The organism is Brucella pseudogrignonensis, assembly GCF_031454375.1.
GTDB lineage: Bacteria > Pseudomonadota > Alphaproteobacteria > Rhizobiales > Rhizobiaceae > Brucella > Brucella pseudogrignonensis_A.
The window spans coordinates 473,158-489,358 of record NZ_JAVDQT010000003.1 but is presented as its reverse complement, the minus strand read 5'-3'; the positions used below and the strand labels follow the sequence as shown (position 1 = coordinate 489,358).

The window sequence follows — 16,201 nt, the reverse complement described above, 5'->3', positions numbered from 1 at the left end:
AATTAAGGCGCAAAAGCGGCTAAATTACGGATTTATCAAGTATATTTGATAAATTAGCGGAACTTTAAATAACAGCTGACGGGATAAAACCAAATTTGATAATAATATTAAATATTAGAAATATTCATAAAATAAACTAACAATAAAATGTAATTGAAGCGAAAAATAGCTAGATATATATTTGAAAAATTGATTCGCATTGGCATTATCACGACACCAACACTGGGGACTTCCATGTTGAATAAATTGTCTGCGGAATTTTTCGGAACATTCTGGCTTGTTTTCGGCGGCTGCGGCAGCGCAATCTTTGCTGCGGCATATCCTGAATTGGGTATCGGCTTTGCCGGTGTCGCTCTCGCCTTCGGCCTCACCGTCCTTACGATGGCCTATGCCGTAGGCGGGATTTCGGGTGGTCATTTTAATCCAGCCGTCTCTCTTGGTCTTCTGGTCGCCGGTCGTTTTCCTGCAAAAGACCTCATTCCCTACTGGGTTGCGCAAGTTTTGGGCGGCATTGCTGCGGCAGCCATTCTCTATCTCATTGCCACGGGCAAAGCTGGCTTTACCGTCGGTGGCTTCGCATCCAATGGTTATGGCGAACTTTCACCCGGCGGTTATAGCCTCACCTCTGCATTGATTGCAGAAATTGTGCTCACCGCATTTTTCCTCATCGTGATCCTTGGCTCAACATCATCTTCTGCGCCAAAAGGCTTTGCACCAATCGCCATTGGTCTTTCCCTTACGCTGATCCATCTCGTAGCCATCCCCATCAGCAATACCTCAGTTAATCCGGCACGTTCAGCGGCGGCAGCTCTCTTTGCCGAAACCAACGCGCTCGGCCAATTGTGGTTATTCTGGGTGGCTCCGCTAGTTGGTGCAGCCATAGGGGCGATTATCTGGAAAGGCCTTCTCGGCAAGGACTGACCACCAATACGAATGCGTAATCATCGAAAAGACCGGCTTAGGCCGGTCTCTTTGCACCAAAACTAAGATTTGGCAGCAAACTACACCAACTCTTTCATAAGATTTCGATTCTCCAAGAAAAAGTGATCATTGCTCGCAATAAATTACTATAAGAAAGAACTCCCTTTCACAGATGTTCTGAGCAATGTCCCCCAGCACTGATGCCACCCACGCGGATCGCTACGCCGCATTCCGCCATACGTCGTTCAAAAAATATTGGGCCGCGCGCTTCCTGAGCGCATTTGCCGTTCAGATCGTGAGCGTCGCTGTCGGCTGGCAAATTTATGACCAGACCCGCGATGCATTCAATCTCGGCATGGTCGGGCTCGTGCAGTTTCTACCAGCCCTGCTGCTGGTGCTCTTTACAGGCGCTGCTGCCGACCGCTTTGGCCGTCGCCTTGTCATGGGCTTGTCGCTGATATTGGAAGCAGGTGTCACAGCATTTCTGCTGCTGCTCACGCTGTTCGGCGATTTCGAACCGATAATCGTCTTCGCAGCGCTGCTGGTGTTTGGCATTGCCCGTGCATTTCTTGGACCGTCTTCGGCCTCTCTTGTTGTGAACCTTGTTCCAACAGAAGATTTTGCAAATGCAGTTTCATGGAACTCATCAGCCTGGCAGGTGGCAACAATTGTCGGCCCGGTTGCCGGTGGATTGCTCTATGGTATCTCGCATCTTGCAGCCTATGGTGTAGCAACAGTCTTTCTGATTGCAGGCTCGATTCTGATTTTTTCAATCCCAAAACCAAAGCAACATACGACGATGGAGGAGCGTTCGCTTACCTCCATGCTTGCTGGTTTCCGCTATATCTGGAAAGAAAAGATCGTTCTGGGTGCTATCTCGCTTGATCTCTTTGCGGTTCTGCTTGGCGGCACGGTTGCACTCTTGCCAATCTATGCCCGCGATATTCTTGATCTCGGCCCATGGGGATTAGGTCTGCTACGCTCTGCACCCGGGATCGGCGCAGTCCTGACCGCGATCTGGCTCGCGGGTCATCCGATCCGCGACCACGCGGGCCGCGTGATGTTCGTGTTTGTGGCTCTGTTTGGCCTGTTCAATATCATCTTTGGCGTCTCGACACTCGTTTGGTTGTCGATTATCGCTCTGGCTCTTGCGGGTGCTGCCGATATGATCAGCGTCTATATCCGCGAAACTCTGATGCAGCTCTGGACACCAGACCATGTGCGCGGACGCGTCAATGCGGTCAATATGGTGTTTGTCGGCGCATCGAATGAACTTGGCGAATTTCGTGCGGGGCTTATGGCTGCGGCCATTGGCGCAGTGCCAGCGGTTGTTATCGGCGGAATAGGCTCCATCGCAGTTGCTGCTGCATGGGCCGCGATGTTCCCGCAGCTGCGCAAAGCACGCAATCTGCAAGGACGCACTTAACTTTTGATCATCGCGTCAGGCTTCTGGCGCGATGATATTTCCGGCCTGAACACGTGTTTCGATCTGATCCCGATCTTCAGCTTTGATGCCAATCAGATCGGCAACACGCCACATCACATCAACCTCTACTTCGCTGGCAACACCATCGGCATAGACGATGTTCCACATCAGGGCGATGAAATCGAGCCGGGCCTGATAATCCAGATGGCGTTTGAGAACAGAGGTAAAATCCGAAAGGCTGATTGATTCCTGATCAGCCTCTTCGGCAGCTCTAATAAGCTGCTTAAGGGCATCGCCCTTCAACCCGTATTTCTGCGCAAGCATGGCGGAAAGCTTAGCGCGCTCTACCTCACGCGCATCACCGTCAGCATCCATGATGTGAAACATCAATGCTGCCGCAGCCAGTCTTGGATCATCGTCGGAAAACTTTTCGCCCCGCTCACGTAAACCGTTTCCGGGTAACTCTTTCAGAAAATCCAGCAACCGCTCGAACATTCACCCTCGCCAAGTCTCAAACCGCAAAAGACCAACTCGGTCTGCTCTTCTTTAGAAGCTTTAAAACTAGCGAGATGAAAATATGAGACAAGACTGGAAAGCGACGATGCCGCCTTTCAACAGCGAAAGACGGCATCGTCGTGGTCTTTAGGCAACAATTTACCCGCTAAAACGCCAATTCAGAACAGGCGAAGCCCGTTTTGCGACTTCTGTGATGCCTTGCTTTCATCAACGCCGGGATCATCCACAATGATATGAGCCGTCCGCTTTTTGTCTGCCTCGTCACTATCCGGCTCGGCTGCATCGATAATTGCTGGCTTCTCTACCTGCTGGATTTCAGGTTTTTTCGGCTCTGGCTTTACCTCAACAGGTTTCGGCTTTGGCAACACCACCTCAGCCTCAATCACATCATCGTTCTGAGGCTTGGGCTTAAGTTTTTCAGCTGGAATGATTGCGTTATTTTTAACAACAGAATCGTCAACAGCCGCTGCAATTTCGGGCTTTTCCACTTCAATCACCGGTGAAAGCTGCTCGACAGGTACTTTCCATTCAAAGCTATTTAAGCGTCCGGTCACTGGCGATACAGGCGACCACTGTTCAGACACATAGCCATCAGCGGTCCATGCCGGATCGCGCGGCGCTTTAACCGCCTGTGCAAGCCACTGACGCACCTTGCCCTGATCGCCTGTTTCGGCTTCTTCAATGTCGGCAAGCAGCAGATAAGCACTTTCGCGCGGCGAACCGCGCAGAACCTTATCGGCATTTTCTCGCGCCAGACGATAATCGCCCGCGTCATAAGCAGCCCGCGCAAGTGCAAGACTGCCTTCGGCATTATTGGACCTGAGCGTCACCAAGTGCTTTGCCCGCTTGAGACGGTCCTGCACTGTGTCTCCAGCGCGGCCATAAACATAGGTCGAAGCAATATCTGGATGCGGCGCACGCTTCCACGCAGCCTCAAGAACCTTCGACCCCTTGCGCACTTCACCATCAGCAAACAATGCTCGTGCTGCAACAACAGCTGCAGGCACCAGATCAGGCGCAAGCTTGTTGGCTTCCAGCGCAATAGCCTTGGCATTTGCATGATCGACATCAACAGTTGCGATTGCTTTGGCAGTCAGAAGCGCTGCACGCTCCTTCTTAACAACATCCTTGCTATGCGAGAGGGCCTGTTTACGCGCATCCACCAGTTTAAGCGCGCCATCCCAGTCGCCTTCCGAGCAAAGCTGCCCCATAACGGCAGAGGACGCCCATTCAAGCTGCGGTGCATGTTTCGCGGCTTCTGTCGCATAGTGACGTGCCGCTTCTCGTGCACCCATGCGCTGCGCCTCGATATAAAGTCCGCGCAAGCCCAGAAGTCGGGTTTCTGGGTCCTCAACCATTGCCTCAAATGCCTTGCGCGCATCATCCGAACGGCCTTCAAGCATGGCCGTTTGAACTTCCAGCAACTTGATCATCGGTTCGAGATCAGGATCAAGCAACGTGCCTGCCTGCTTTGCCATGCGGCGCGCAGCTTCTGCATCCCCTGCACCAGCGGCAATCAATCCTGTTGAAAGCGACTGATACCCCCGGTCGCGTTTGCGCGAACGAAAATGACGGCGCAGCGTGTAAGGCGATTGAATGGTGCTTTTGATGACCCACCAGAGGATCAGAATTGCAGCAACAATTGCCACTACACCTGCGGCAGCGGTAATCAGCGGCACATTGTAATGATTGCCAGCAAAGGTGACATCAAGCTCGCCCGGACGATCCGCAAGCCAGGAAAAACCAAACCCCAGAACAACGACAATAGCGAAGTAAAAAATCACACGCAGCATGGACGCCTCCTTAGTTTGGCGCCGTGGCGTCTGTTGCGGTTTTTGGCTTGATGCTTTCAGTTACGACGCGCTGAATAAGTGCATCGGCGTCGTGACGCGCTTTTAGCTGGCTCGCAAACTCTGCCGAAACAGCTTTTGCATCAGGGGTAAGCTGCTCCCATTCGGAAATGGCACGCTCCAGATCACCGGCGTGAAGCGCTGCTTCCATTCGAGCAGTCGTTGGCCCTGCTCCAGTTCCGCTGACATTGCCCGCAACCGGACGCACACTGACAAGCCCCTTTGCGCTGGCTACCAACTGATCCCACACACCTGCATCAGCGGGTAGTTTGTTTTCAGTGGCGATGATTTTGTTAGCGACAGGCCCAAACCATGCATTCAAATCAGCAACTGTCGGCACACCTGAATGCGCAAAGGCATTTAACCCTTCAATTGTCTTATCCTGCGGAGCAACCGAGGCATACGTATCAAGCTCAGCCTTATATGAACCACCGCGATCAATCGCAGTCTTCAGCGCATTGGCAGCAATCAATACCGACGCATCGGGCTGGCGCGCACTTTCACTTACCTTGCCCTCAAGCGAAACCAGCTTCTGTTCAAGGTTTGAAATCGTGCCACTGTTGCCGGAAACACCAGCTGCGGCCTGATCAGCCTGATTCTTCGCGTCACTTAACTGCGTTTCAAGCGCACTGAGACGCTCGGTTAACACTGAGACATCAACAGGCGCAGCATCTGACTTTGGAAGCGACGCAAATTGCTGCTGAACTTCTGTCAAAGTCCCTGCAACAGCTTCCGCCTTGATTTCAGCTGCCTCGACGTTTTTCTGCAAATCTGCAAGCTGCGCCTTGCTGGCATCATCAAGTGGCGCAGGCGCTGGATTGGAACGTAGGTCTGCAATCTGCTGTTCCATATAGGCCAGTTGCTCTGCAGTCACCCTTGCGCCTGGCGATGGCACAACATTGCCCCATTGCAGCGCAAACAAGCCCGCCACTGCGATCACACCGCCTGCTACACCCGCCAGCAGATGAGAGCCACCTGAACCCGATTTCTGTGCTGGTACGGAAGTAGCTGCACTAGCACGTGGTGCCTCCGGCTTCACGCCCGCCGTAAAGGGCGGCTTTTCTGTTTTAGCTTCTGGCTTAAACGGAGGCTTTTCTTCTGGCTTTGGTTCAGTTTTCACCACCGCATCCCCCACTGGCTCAGCAGCCGGCGTCACCTTCGGCGCTGCTGCTTCATTAACGCGTTTAACATCCGACGGATCAAGATTGATCGTCACGGGCTTGTTGGCCGATTTGGAATGCCGCGGAGTGCCAGATTTCGCCATGGGTCCTCTCGGTGTGCAAAGAATGTTTGTAAAGCTTATCAGATAAAATCACGAGATGAAGGAAGGTTGCGCCCAAAAGAGTCAAAGTTTGGAAAACAAACGAAAAATCCCCTGCTCATCGGGATGGTCGGCGGTGAGTGCCTGCGCCTTCCATGTCTCCGGTAATTGCTCAGCAACCCGACCAGAAATGCACAAAAAGCGGGTATCCGGGCCAAATGCGGCCTCAATCTGCGGCATCATCCGAGCCAAATATTGGGCTGCAACGCCTGAATAAAGCAGGACCGCGACAAATGGACTTTTGGGCAAAAGCGCTCTGATTTCATCATCGGAGTAATCAATCCGCTCAACGTCATAAACATCGCAGACCTGCATTTTGAGGCCCGCCTGCAATACCCGTTCTTCAAAGATTGGCTGACGTATCCGCCCCGCGAGATACAAAACCTTTGCGCCTTCCGGCAAATGCCCTGCCATGCACGATGCCAGACGAACGGCATCACCGCCGCCCTCAATAACCTTCTCAAAGCCCATATCGCGCGCGGCGCGCGCGGTGCCTTCACCGACAGCAAACAGCGGCAGTGCTTTATAAGGCTTCAGAAACTCGACCGACGCATACCGGAATGCATTCGCGCTGGTTACAGCAAGCGTGTCAAAAGGTTGATTCCCGACAGAAAATTCCAGAGCAAAAGTACGGCTCAAAGGGAGCAAAACCGGCAAAAAACCAAGTGCGGCGAGCTTTGCTGCCGTCACTGATGCCGATGGTTCAGGCCTTGTTATCAGAACAGGCCCACGCGTTCCTGTCTTATGCTCAGCTGCCAATGTTACTCCCAGCCCTCAAAGAAATCAGCTCCTGCCTGCGCCCGCACACGCTTTGCAGCATCCGATCCAAGCTCAGCTGCATCCGATGCCAAACCTTCGGCGGTCACTTCATGCGCCTCACGACCATCTGGCATGAGGATCATGCCACGGAATGAAATGGTGTCACCATTAACAATCGCAAGACCTGCAATCGGCGTGCGGCAAGAACCATCAAGCGTCGCAAGGAATGCACGTTCACAGGCCAGCGCCACATGCGTATCATGATGCGCCAGCGGCTTTAACAATGCGTCGATTTTTTCATCACCAATACGGGTTTCAATCCCGATTGCACCTTGTCCCGGTGCAGGCAGAAACACCGACGGATCGAGCAGATCGGTGATCACATCTGCCAGATCAAGCCGCCGCAAACCGGCACAGGCGAGGAACGTACCATCCACTTCGCCCTCTTCAAGCTTGCGCAGACGAGTCTGGACATTGCCTCGGAACATCACCACCTGAAGGTCGGGCCGCAGACGTTTGATCATCGCCTGACGGCGCAACGAAGATGAACCGACCACGGCACCCTGCGGCAGATCGAGAAAACGCTTAGACGTGTGGCCAACAAAAGCATCGCGCGGATCTTCGCGTTCAAGGAATGTGGAAAGATGAAGACCTTCCGGCAGAACAGTTGGCATATCCTTGGTGGAATGCACAGCCAGATCAATGCGGCCATCTTTCAGTGCTGCTTCGATTTCTTCGGTAAACAGCCCCTTGCCGCCAACCTGCGACAGCGGGCGATCCTGAATACGATCACCGGCAGTGGACATCGGCACGATTTCAATCGCATCTTCGCTCAGGCCATGCGCGGCAATCAGGCGGGAGCGCGTTTCATAGGCTTGTGCGAGCGCAAGCTTGCTGCCCCTTGTGCCGATCTTCAAGCTGCCAATCTTCAAGGATGCTGTTTGCATATCGCGCCGTCCATGATACCGGGTTTCTAAAATATTTACGTAAGATTACGAGACAAGCAGGGTCTAACCGCAAATGCGCGTTCTTGGAATAGAAACAAGTTGCGACGAAACAGCCGCCGCCATCGTTGAACGTGACGATAGCGGCAAAGGGCATATTTTGTCCAATGTGGTGCTCAGCCAGATCGCCGAACACGAACCTTACGGCGGCGTAGTGCCGGAAATTGCCGCCCGCGCCCATGTTGAAGCGCTCGACCGGCTAGTGGAACGTGCTCTGAAAGACGCCAATGTGAAGCTTGACGACGTGGACGCAATTGCCGCGACTGCGGGTCCGGGTCTCATCGGCGGACTGATTGTCGGGCTGATGACTGCCAAGGCTATGGCCATGGCAGCAAACAAGCCGTTTTATGCGGTCAATCATCTGGAAGGCCACGCACTGACTGCACGCCTGACCGACAACCTTCCATTTCCTTATCTGCTGCTGCTTGTTTCCGGCGGTCATACGCAGATGGTTCTTGTGCGTGGTCTTGGCGATTATGAACGCCTTGGCACAACAATCGACGATGCTCTGGGCGAAGCTTTCGACAAGACTGCCAAGCTGATGGGCCTGCCTTATCCGGGTGGTCCAGCTGTTGAGCGCATGGCATTAAAGGGCGACCCGAAACGTTTCCCGCTGCCACGACCACTCAAGGGGGAAGCGCGGCTCGACTTCTCATTCTCCGGTCTCAAGACCGCTGTGCGGCAGACTGCAACAGAGCTTGCTCCACTTTCCGATCAGGACGTTGCAGACATTTGCGCATCTTTTCAGGATGCGGTTGCCGACACCTTGTCGGATCGCGTGAAGCGGTCGCTTGAGCGTTTTAAAGATGAGTTCCCGGATTGCGCTACACCCTCGCTCATCGTCGCGGGTGGTGTTGCCGCCAACGAGACGTTGCGCGCCTCGCTGGAAAAGCTTTGCGAAAAGCATGGTTTCAGCTTCATCGCACCGCCGCTCAATCTCTGCACCGACAATGCAGCAATGATTGCATGGGCAGGTGCCGAGCGGGCTGCAACCAAGGGGCCTGATTCGCTTAATCTCGCGCCGCGCTCACGCTGGCCGCTTGATGAGAAATCAGCACCCATGTTCGGCACCGGACGTCGCGGAGCAAAGGCATGAGCGAACGCGCTAAAATTACAGTTCTCGGCGGCGGCGCATGGGGAACTGCCCTTGCAGCCATGGCAGCTGGCAGCGGTCACGAGGCATGGCTTTATGCACGCGATGCCCAAACCGTCTTCCACGTGAACGACCAGCGCCGCAATCCAGCCTATCTCGGCGAGATCGAATTGCCCGCAGGTATTCGCGCCAGCACGGACGCCAAAGCAGTTCTTGAAAATGCCAATGCGGTTCTCGTCGTCATTCCTGCACAGGCAATGCGCAAAGGGCTGCTGGAACTGAGCAACTCTATCCCGCAATCGGCACCCGTCATTCTCTGCGCCAAGGGCATTGAGCGCGAAACCGGACGGCTGATGTCGGAAGTGGTGGCGGAAGTTCTGCCGCATCACAAAATCGGCGCACTCTCCGGCCCAAGCTTCGCAACGGACGTGGCGCGCGGCCTTCCAACTGCGGTCACAATCGCCTGCGAAGATGCGGCCATTGCCGATCAGCTTGCAGCGATGCTCTCTGGGCCAGCCTTCCGCTGTTATTCGACCACCGATCTCAAAGGTGTTGAAATCGGCGGAGCCTTGAAAAACGTGCTGGCGCTTGCTGCAGGTGCTGCCATCGGGCGCGGCTATGGTGCCAGCGCGCAAGCAGCCCTTGTCACACGCGGCTTTGCCGAACTGCGCCGTGTTGCGCAGGCCATCGGCGCAAAACCAGAAACCATCATGGGTCTTTCGGGACTTGGCGATCTGATGCTGACCTGCTCATCGTCCCAATCCCGCAACTATTCCTATGGGCTGGCAATCGGTCGTGGCGAAGATCTCACCAACCGTCCGCTGGCCGAAGGTGTGGCAACCGCCCCCATCGCAGCTGAACTTTGCAGACAACATGACGTGCCTGCACCGATTATCACGGCGGTTGCAGCGCTTCTTGCCGGACATATCACGATTGATGAAGCCGTAACGGCACTTCTTAACCGACCACTCAAGACTGAGGATTAAAGCATGATCCCGAAAAGTGGGAACCGGTTTTCGGATAAGATCATGCTCAAACAAAAAGGTTAGAATAACATGCTTTTTGCTCTTCTGTGCAACGACAAGCCCGATCATCTGCAAGTGCGCCTTGATACGCGCCCGGCCCATCTCGACTATCTTAAAGGCCTTGGTGATGTTCTGAAGTTTGCAGGCCCTTTCCTTGGTGAAGATGGCAAGCCAAATGGCAGCCTCGTTGTCGTGGAAGCAGCCGAAAAGGCAGCAGCCGAAAAGATCGGCGCGAATGATCCTTACGCGCTGGCTGGCCTTTTTGCTGATGTGACCGTGCGCCCATGGAACTGGGCGATCAACAATCCAGCAAACGCATAAGGGCAGATCATGGCTTACTGGCTGTTCAAGTCTGAACCATTCAAATGGTCATGGGAAATGCAAAAAGCCCGTGGCGAACAAGGCGAACAGTGGGACGGCGTGCGCAACTATCTGGCGCGCAACAACATGCGCGCCATGAAGCTTGGCGACAAAGGCTTTTTCTACCATTCCAACGAAGGGCTGGAAGTCGTGGGCATTGTCGAGATTTGCGCGCTTTCCCACCCCGACAGCACCACCGACGATCCGCGTTGGGATTGCGTCGACATCAAGGCTGTGCGCGATGTGCCAAAGCCGGTGACGCTGAAAGACGTGAAAGCCAATCCGAAGCTCGAAAAGATGGCGTTGGTAACGTCCATGCGTCTTTCGGTCCAGCCGGTAACGGAAGATGAATGGATTGAAGTCTGCCGCATGGGCGGACTGGACGCTAAAGACATCTAATGCTTGATCCGGCACATAAAGCGACGCGTGATTTCATATTGGCCAATACAGGCTTGCAAGCGCCGCCGCATGTGCCGGAAATCAATCTCCATCTGGCCGATGAAGCACACGACCTCTGGCATAGGACCGAGGAAGAACTGGCAACCATCGGCCTGCCGCCACCCTTTTGGGCCTTTGCCTGGGCAGGCGGACAGGGTGTCGCGCGCTATATTCTCGATCATCCGGAAACGGTCTTCGGCAAAACTGTACTGGATTTCGCTTCCGGCTCAGGTCTGGTTGCCATTGCAGCCATGAAGTCCGGAGCGAACAGCGTTATCGCTTCCGATATTGATCCATTTGCGCTGCCAGCTATCGAAATCAACGCGGCCGCAAACAATGTTGCGATCACCCCGACACTCACCGATCTGATCGATCAGGATCATGAATGGGAAGTCGTGCTTGCAGGCGATGTGTTCTACGAAAAGCCGCTGGCAGATCGTCTGATTCCATGGTTTTCAAAATTGGCGGAACGCGGTGCCCGTATCATCGTCGGAGATCCGGGCCGTTCCTATCTGCCCAAAGACCGGCTTGAGCAGCTGGCCGTTTACACAGTGCCAGTCACACGTGCGCTTGAGGATGCAGAAGTCAAACGCACGACTGTCTGGACGTTTTTGTAACGCTTGTCGTTATCCCAAAACCGGTTCCCACTTTTGGGCGACAAGCTTGTCTAAGCAAACCGTTTGGCTCCAGCCACACACAGCACCACCACGCCAGCGGTCAAAACCATACCCATGCTGACCGGTTCACCGGCAATGGATGCAGCCAGCATCAAGCCGAAGAATGGCTGCAACAGCTGAAGCTGTCCGACTGCCGCCGCACCGCCTTGCGCAAGGCCACGATACCAGAAGAAAAAGCCAATCAGCATTGAGAATAGCGTCACATAGGCAAGTCCACCCCATGCCATGACGCCGATGCCAGTCCATGTTTCAGGACGGGTCAGAATGCTGAGCGGCAGCATGACAGGCAGCGAAAACACCAACGCCCAGCAGATTACTTGCCAGCCGCCCAACCTGCGCGAGAGGCTCGCCCCTTCTGCATAACCAAGCCCGCAGACAATAATCGCGCCCAGCATCAACACATCGCCCAGTAACGTTGACTGAGAGCCCTGCCCGTAAGCATAAGACGCAACAATAGCGCTCCCCACAACAGAGAACAGCCAGAACAGTGGGCGCGGATTTTCACCGCCACGCAGTACAGCAAACACGGCTGTCGCCAAAGGCAGCAGGCCGATAAACACAATCGCGTGGGCCGAGGTCATGTGTTGCAGCGCAATGCCTGTCAGCAATGGAAAACCAACCACCACACCAAGCGCCACAACAATCAGCGAAACAACGTCATTTCGGCTCGGAAATGGCGCGCGGAAAACGAGCAATAGCGCGAGCCCCAACAGGCCCGCAATCGAAGCTCGTGCCATAGTTAAAAAAGTCGGGTCTATATCGATGACGGCCAAACGCGTGGCTGTCAGTGACCCACTGAAAATAAGAACCCCAATAAATCCGTTAATCCAACCCGCAGTCTTGTTCATATGTCTTTTCGATCTGTTGCAGTTTCATGTAGATGATTCTGGCAAAGTGTCGTGAATTCGGCAAAATAAGCAGAGACAGTTTCCGTACAATTTTGCTAAACTGTACTGATACGAAGGATGGTACAGATGATTTCAACGGGCCTGTTGCGCAGTCTTGAAGCAGTTGAAGCCGCTTATCTCGGTGGCAACAGCGAAGAGAAGACAACTGCTGAAAAAATCTCGCTCGTTGAAAAGGTCATGACGATTATTCGCGACCGCATTGCTGCCATGAGCCTCGCACCCGGTGCACGTCTGCCATCGATCCGCCGTTTGGCAGAAACCATGAATGTCTCGAAATCTACTGTAGTGGAAGCCTATGACCGGCTGGTGGCAGAAGGTATTATCCAGTCACGACGGGGTGCAGGTTTTTATGTGTCTGAGCGCGGACGCCAACCATTTACCGTTGCTGCAACCACGCCCCACAAAGACCGGCAGATTGACCCTTTCTGGGTCATGCGCCAATCACTTGAAGCTGACAGCGAAACTTATAAGCCCGGTTGTGGCTGGCTACCCGATGAATGGCTGCCGCTTGAAGGCATTCGTCGTGCCATGCGCGCAATCGCCCGCGATGAGAACAGCAATCTCACCACCTATGGCGAACCACTCGGCTACCGCCCTTTGCGCAACCATCTGGCGCGCAAACTGTCTGAACAAGGCATCGATATGTCCGGCGGCGATATCTTGCTGACCGATTCAGGCACCCACGCAATTGATCTCATCTTCCGCTTTCTGTTGCAGCCTGGCGATACTGTGCTGGTCGACGATCCCTGCTATTTCAATTTTCAGGCAGCGCTTCTCTCACATCGCGTCAAACTCATTGGCATCCCCTATACGCATAGTGGACCCGATCTGGAGGCCTTTGCAAAGGCTGCTGAGGAGCACGCGCCGAAGCTCTATATTTCCAATGCAGGGCTGCATAATCCCACAGGTGGCACCATGACACCTGCGATTGCCCACCGCTTGCTGAAGCTTGCGGAAATCCATAACATAACACTGGTTGAAGATAATATTTTTGGCGACTTTCATCCATCACCAACGCCGCTTCTTGCCGAACTCGACGGCTTTGATCGCGTGCTGCATATGGGCAGTTTTTCAAAGACGCTCTCGGCTGCGGCCCGCGTTGGCTATATTGCCGGTCGCCGCGACTGGATTGATGGATTGACCGATCTCAAGCTTGCAAGCACATTTGCGGGCAATACTGTCTCGGCACAAATCGTGCATTCACTGCTAACCGACGGCACATATCGTCGCCACATCGACAGCCTGCGCGCCAAGCTCGCCGATGCTATGACACTGGTCGCCAAGCGACTGAAGGCTACCGGACTTGAAATATGGACCGAGCCACAAGGCGGGATATTCCTCTGGGCGCGACTACCTGAAGGCATGGATTCAGGCCGCATCGCAGCCTATGCGCTTGAAAAGGGCGTATTGTTAGCACCTGGTGACGTCTTTAGCCCATCGCGCAATGCAACGCGCTATCTGCGTTTCAACGTTGCGCAGTCAATTGAGCCTTACATCTTTACCGTTCTCAGCGATGCCATGCGCGAAGCGTCAGTGTGAGCGCAACCGGAAAAATATGAAACGGTTTTCGGACAAAGATGCGCGTAGGACAAAAGCATTAGGCCGCTTGCATCGAAAACAACTTCAAGCAAAAGCAATGCAGTCAGTCTGTGTGTGAGGGATATACTCGCCCCCTGTCTTTGAGGAGAGACATCGGGAGGAATAATCGTGAATGCACACCCAACAGGGATGATGGCCAGTCCGCGTCCTGAAGACGAAAAATTATCCGTTGCCGCCAATCTTGCCTATGGATTTCAGCATGTTCTAACGATGTATGGCGGCATTGTCGCCGTGCCGTTGATTATTGGTCAGGCGGCAGGCTTAAGCGCCAGCGAGATCGGTCTGCTGATTACCGCTTCGCTCTTTGCCGGTGGCGTCGCAACTGTTCTGCAAACCATCGGCATTCCATTTTTTGGCTGCCAACTTCCGCTGGTGCAGGGCGTATCATTCGCTGGTGTTGCGACGATGGTTGCCATCGTAACCTCTGCCGAAACCGGCGAGGCAGGCATTCAAGTTGTGCTGGGGGCAGTGATAGCGGCAGCCCTCATAGGCTTTCTGATCACGCCAATCTTCTCGCGCGTGACGCGTTTTTTTCCACCACTTGTCACCGGCATTGTGATTACCACCATCGGTCTCACACTGATGCCGGTTGCAGCGCGATGGGCCATGGGCGGCAACAGCAAGGCGCCCGACTTTGGCAGCATGGGTAATATTGGTCTTGCAGGTCTCACCCTGTTGATCGTGCTTTTGCTCAGCAAAATCGGTAACGCTACGATTTCGCGGCTGTCGATCCTGCTTGCAATGGTGATCGGAACAGGCGTTGCATGGGCGCTCGGCATGACAGATTTTTCGCGTGTAGCGGAAGGCCCGGTGATGGCCCTGCCCGAAATATTCCACTTTGGCTGGCCAATTTTCAGCATCGCAGCAACGCTGTCGATGTTTATCGTAATTGTCGTCACGCTGGTTGAAACCTCTGCCGATATTCTGGCGGTCGGAGAAATTCTGGGAACCAAGATCAATTCCCGCCGTCTCGGCGATGGGCTGCGCGCTGATATGGCATCGAGCATTCTCGCACCCGTCGTCGGCTCTTTCACGCAAAGCGCCTTCGCGCAAAATGTCGGCCTTGTGGCCGTAACAGGCGTGAAAAGCCGCTACGTAGTTGCCACCGGCGGGCTTATTCTTATCACGCTTGGTCTTCTGCCGATTATGGGCCGTGTGATCGCCTGTGTGCCGCCAGCCGTACTCGGCGGTGCCGGTATCGTGCTGTTTGGAACCGTTGCCGCAAGCGGCATTCGCACACTGTCAAAAGTCGATTATCAGAACAATATCAATCTGATCATCGTGGCGACGTCGATTGGCTTCGGTATGATTCCGATTGCAGCGCCCGAATTCTATCACCACTTCCCGGCATGGTTTGAGACGATCTTTCATTCAGGCATCAGCTCGGCTGCATTGATGGCCATCGTGCTTAACCTCATGTTCAACGAGTTCAAAGTCGGTAACTCAAACCAGATGTCAGTATTTGCCGAAGGCACTGAGCGCATCATTCGCCACCACCAGATCGCAGAACTGCATGATGGCGATTATATCCAGAACGGCAAACTCTATGATGTTGAGGGCAATGAAGTGAAAATCGTTCCGGCAGGGGCTCATTAAAGCACTTCCAGCAAAAGTGCGAAGCGGTTTTGCGTAGGACAGTGCGTACTAAAAAGATTAGAGCGCATAGCGCTCTGATTACCGCAATACGCGTATCACCGTCCTATTTGTCAAATGCGGTAAGAGGCGCGCCATGTCGGCGCGCTTCAATGCTATACAGCCCTCGGTCGGCGTATAACCCGGACGCGCAAGATGAAAGAAAATCGCGCTGCCACAGCCACGTTTGCGCGGGCTGATATTCCAATCCATCACAATACAGGCATCGTAAACATCATCGTTACGCCACATCTTCTCATGGCTTGATTTGAACGGAAGATGGACTGGACGATTGTAATTGGCGTTGTTCGGTGCATCGCACCAGCCATCAAGCTTGCGCACACGCTTCAGCGGCAAAGGCGTGAGAGGCCACTGCCGGGCATCGCCACGACGATATCCATAAAGCAACCGCATGGAAGAAAGTGGCGTCGCACCGTCACCTTCGCGCTTGAAAGCGCTGATTCCCCCCTTGCCAAGCGCACATTCGAGCACCAAATTGCCAGCAGCAAGCAGGCCGCGCGTTTTATGGCCGGGCTTTGCCCGTACATCGATGATGCCAATTCCGCGGTTATTGTGATTTCTGGACAAGCCTGCCTCCGTTTTCTGCCTGCTGGTAAAGTTTGGGTGATCGCCTGAAAATCTGCTCTGTTTTTTCACGGCTTCAACTTATCG

General features: G+C 54.0%; 16 protein-coding genes. 9 read left to right on the top strand and 7 right to left on the bottom strand.

The window, feature by feature from the left end; translation table 11 throughout:
- Positions 1–234 precede the first annotated feature (234 nt).
- Together aqpZ and J2782_RS13165 are read left to right on the top strand one after the other, a co-directional pair.
- Positions 235–921 (top strand): aquaporin Z, encoded by a 687-nt coding sequence (aqpZ, locus tag J2782_RS13170; RefSeq protein WP_310013264.1) that lies wholly within the window; start codon positions 235–237, stop codon positions 919–921.
- A gap of 184 nt (positions 922–1,105) precedes the next feature.
- Complete coding sequence (locus J2782_RS13165; RefSeq protein WP_310013259.1) at positions 1,106–2,347, top strand: MFS transporter; 1,242 nt, start codon at positions 1,106–1,108, stop codon at positions 2,345–2,347.
- Between the two features lie 15 nt (positions 2,348–2,362).
- Here J2782_RS13165 and J2782_RS13160 read toward each other — a convergent pair whose 3' ends face one another.
- From J2782_RS13160 to hemC, 5 genes are all read right to left on the bottom strand, one after another.
- Positions 2,363–2,842: a tellurite resistance TerB family protein gene (locus tag J2782_RS13160; RefSeq protein ID WP_310013256.1), complete on the bottom strand. Its 480-nt coding sequence runs from the start codon at positions 2,840–2,842 to the stop codon at positions 2,363–2,365.
- A 179-nt stretch (positions 2,843–3,021) separates the two neighbouring features.
- Complete coding sequence (locus J2782_RS13155; protein ID WP_310013254.1) at positions 3,022–4,656, bottom strand: heme biosynthesis HemY N-terminal domain-containing protein; 1,635 nt, start codon at positions 4,654–4,656, stop codon at positions 3,022–3,024.
- A gap of 10 nt (positions 4,657–4,666) precedes the next feature.
- Positions 4,667–5,977 carry a COG4223 family protein gene (locus J2782_RS13150; protein WP_310013253.1) on the bottom strand — a complete coding sequence of 437 codons (1,311 nt, stop codon included), beginning with the start codon at positions 5,975–5,977 and terminating at the stop codon, positions 4,667–4,669.
- Positions 5,978–6,058: 81 nt separating this feature from the next.
- Positions 6,059–6,793, bottom strand: coding sequence for a uroporphyrinogen-III synthase (locus J2782_RS13145; RefSeq protein WP_310013251.1), 735 nt, complete (start codon positions 6,791–6,793; stop codon positions 6,059–6,061).
- A gap of 2 nt (positions 6,794–6,795) precedes the next feature.
- Positions 6,796–7,740 carry a hydroxymethylbilane synthase gene (gene hemC / locus J2782_RS13140; RefSeq protein ID WP_310013249.1) on the bottom strand — a complete coding sequence of 315 codons (945 nt, stop codon included), beginning with the start codon at positions 7,738–7,740 and terminating at the stop codon, positions 6,796–6,798.
- A gap of 73 nt (positions 7,741–7,813) precedes the next feature.
- Here hemC and tsaD point away from each other — a divergent pair, with 73 nt between their 5' ends.
- From tsaD to J2782_RS13115, 5 genes are all read left to right on the top strand, one after another.
- Entirely contained in the window at positions 7,814–8,893 is a 1,080-nt protein-coding gene (tsaD, locus tag J2782_RS13135; RefSeq protein ID WP_310013246.1) for a tRNA (adenosine(37)-N6)-threonylcarbamoyltransferase complex transferase subunit TsaD, read from the top strand.
- Entirely contained in the window at positions 8,890–9,876 is a 987-nt protein-coding gene (locus tag J2782_RS13130) for an NAD(P)H-dependent glycerol-3-phosphate dehydrogenase (RefSeq protein WP_310013244.1), read from the top strand. Before tsaD ends, J2782_RS13130 begins: the two co-directional genes overlap by 4 nt.
- Before the next feature lie 69 nt (positions 9,877–9,945).
- Positions 9,946–10,236: a YciI-like protein gene (locus tag J2782_RS13125; RefSeq protein WP_310013242.1), complete on the top strand. Its 291-nt coding sequence runs from the start codon at positions 9,946–9,948 to the stop codon at positions 10,234–10,236.
- A 9-nt stretch (positions 10,237–10,245) separates the two neighbouring features.
- On the top strand, positions 10,246–10,674 hold the full coding sequence (locus J2782_RS13120; RefSeq protein WP_100558477.1) for an EVE domain-containing protein: 429 nt from the start codon (positions 10,246–10,248) through the stop codon (positions 10,672–10,674).
- Positions 10,674–11,330 carry a class I SAM-dependent methyltransferase gene (locus tag J2782_RS13115; RefSeq protein ID WP_310013239.1) on the top strand — a complete coding sequence of 219 codons (657 nt, stop codon included), beginning with the start codon at positions 10,674–10,676 and terminating at the stop codon, positions 11,328–11,330. The genes J2782_RS13120 and J2782_RS13115 overlap by 1 nt, the downstream gene beginning before the upstream one ends.
- A 50-nt stretch (positions 11,331–11,380) precedes the next feature.
- On the opposite strand, the gene J2782_RS13110 is transcribed toward J2782_RS13115, so the two are convergent.
- On the bottom strand, positions 11,381–12,238 hold the full coding sequence (locus J2782_RS13110; protein WP_310013237.1) for a DMT family transporter: 858 nt from the start codon (positions 12,236–12,238) through the stop codon (positions 11,381–11,383).
- Positions 12,239–12,364: 126 nt separating this feature from the next.
- Between J2782_RS13110 and J2782_RS13105 the strand changes: the two genes are divergently transcribed.
- Both J2782_RS13105 and J2782_RS13100 read left to right on the top strand, forming a co-directional pair.
- Positions 12,365–13,837, top strand: a complete 1,473-nt coding sequence (locus J2782_RS13105; protein ID WP_310013236.1) for an aminotransferase-like domain-containing protein — start codon at positions 12,365–12,367, stop codon at positions 13,835–13,837.
- 189 nt (positions 13,838–14,026) lie between these two features.
- On the top strand, positions 14,027–15,493 hold the full coding sequence (locus tag J2782_RS13100) for a nucleobase:cation symporter-2 family protein (RefSeq protein ID WP_310013354.1): 1,467 nt from the start codon (positions 14,027–14,029) through the stop codon (positions 15,491–15,493).
- A 78-nt stretch (positions 15,494–15,571) separates the two neighbouring features.
- Here the strand turns inward: J2782_RS13100 and J2782_RS13095 are convergent, their stop codons facing one another.
- Positions 15,572–16,117: a L,D-transpeptidase family protein gene (locus J2782_RS13095; protein ID WP_310013234.1), complete on the bottom strand. Its 546-nt coding sequence runs from the start codon at positions 16,115–16,117 to the stop codon at positions 15,572–15,574.
- Positions 16,118–16,201 lie beyond the last annotated feature (84 nt).

Excerpts from the sequence above, each read along its gene's own strand:
- aqpZ (WP_310013264.1), top strand. The coding sequence starts at position 235 with ATGTTGAATAAATTGTCTGCGGAATTTTTCGGAACATTCTGGCTTGTT.
- J2782_RS13155 (WP_310013254.1), bottom strand. The coding sequence starts at position 4,656 with ATGCTGCGTGTGATTTTTTACTTCGCTATTGTCGTTGTTCTGGGGTTT.
- J2782_RS13125 (WP_310013242.1), top strand. The coding sequence starts at position 9,946 with ATGCTTTTTGCTCTTCTGTGCAACGACAAGCCCGATCATCTGCAAGTG.
- J2782_RS13130 (WP_310013244.1), top strand. The coding sequence starts at position 8,890 with ATGAGCGAACGCGCTAAAATTACAGTTCTCGGCGGCGGCGCATGGGGA.
- J2782_RS13105 (WP_310013236.1), top strand. The coding sequence starts at position 12,365 with ATGATTTCAACGGGCCTGTTGCGCAGTCTTGAAGCAGTTGAAGCCGCT.
- tsaD (WP_310013246.1), top strand. The coding sequence starts at position 7,814 with ATGCGCGTTCTTGGAATAGAAACAAGTTGCGACGAAACAGCCGCCGCC.
- J2782_RS13160 (WP_310013256.1), bottom strand. The coding sequence starts at position 2,842 with ATGTTCGAGCGGTTGCTGGATTTTCTGAAAGAGTTACCCGGAAACGGT.
- J2782_RS13150 (WP_310013253.1), bottom strand. The coding sequence starts at position 5,977 with ATGGCGAAATCTGGCACTCCGCGGCATTCCAAATCGGCCAACAAGCCC.
- J2782_RS13165 (WP_310013259.1), top strand. The coding sequence starts at position 1,106 with ATGTCCCCCAGCACTGATGCCACCCACGCGGATCGCTACGCCGCATTC.
- hemC (WP_310013249.1), bottom strand. The coding sequence starts at position 7,740 with ATGCAAACAGCATCCTTGAAGATTGGCAGCTTGAAGATCGGCACAAGG.
- J2782_RS13100 (WP_310013354.1), top strand. The coding sequence starts at position 14,027 with ATGATGGCCAGTCCGCGTCCTGAAGACGAAAAATTATCCGTTGCCGCC.
- J2782_RS13120 (WP_100558477.1), top strand. The coding sequence starts at position 10,246 with ATGGCTTACTGGCTGTTCAAGTCTGAACCATTCAAATGGTCATGGGAA.
- J2782_RS13110 (WP_310013237.1), bottom strand. The coding sequence starts at position 12,238 with ATGAACAAGACTGCGGGTTGGATTAACGGATTTATTGGGGTTCTTATT.
- J2782_RS13115 (WP_310013239.1), top strand. The coding sequence starts at position 10,674 with ATGCTTGATCCGGCACATAAAGCGACGCGTGATTTCATATTGGCCAAT.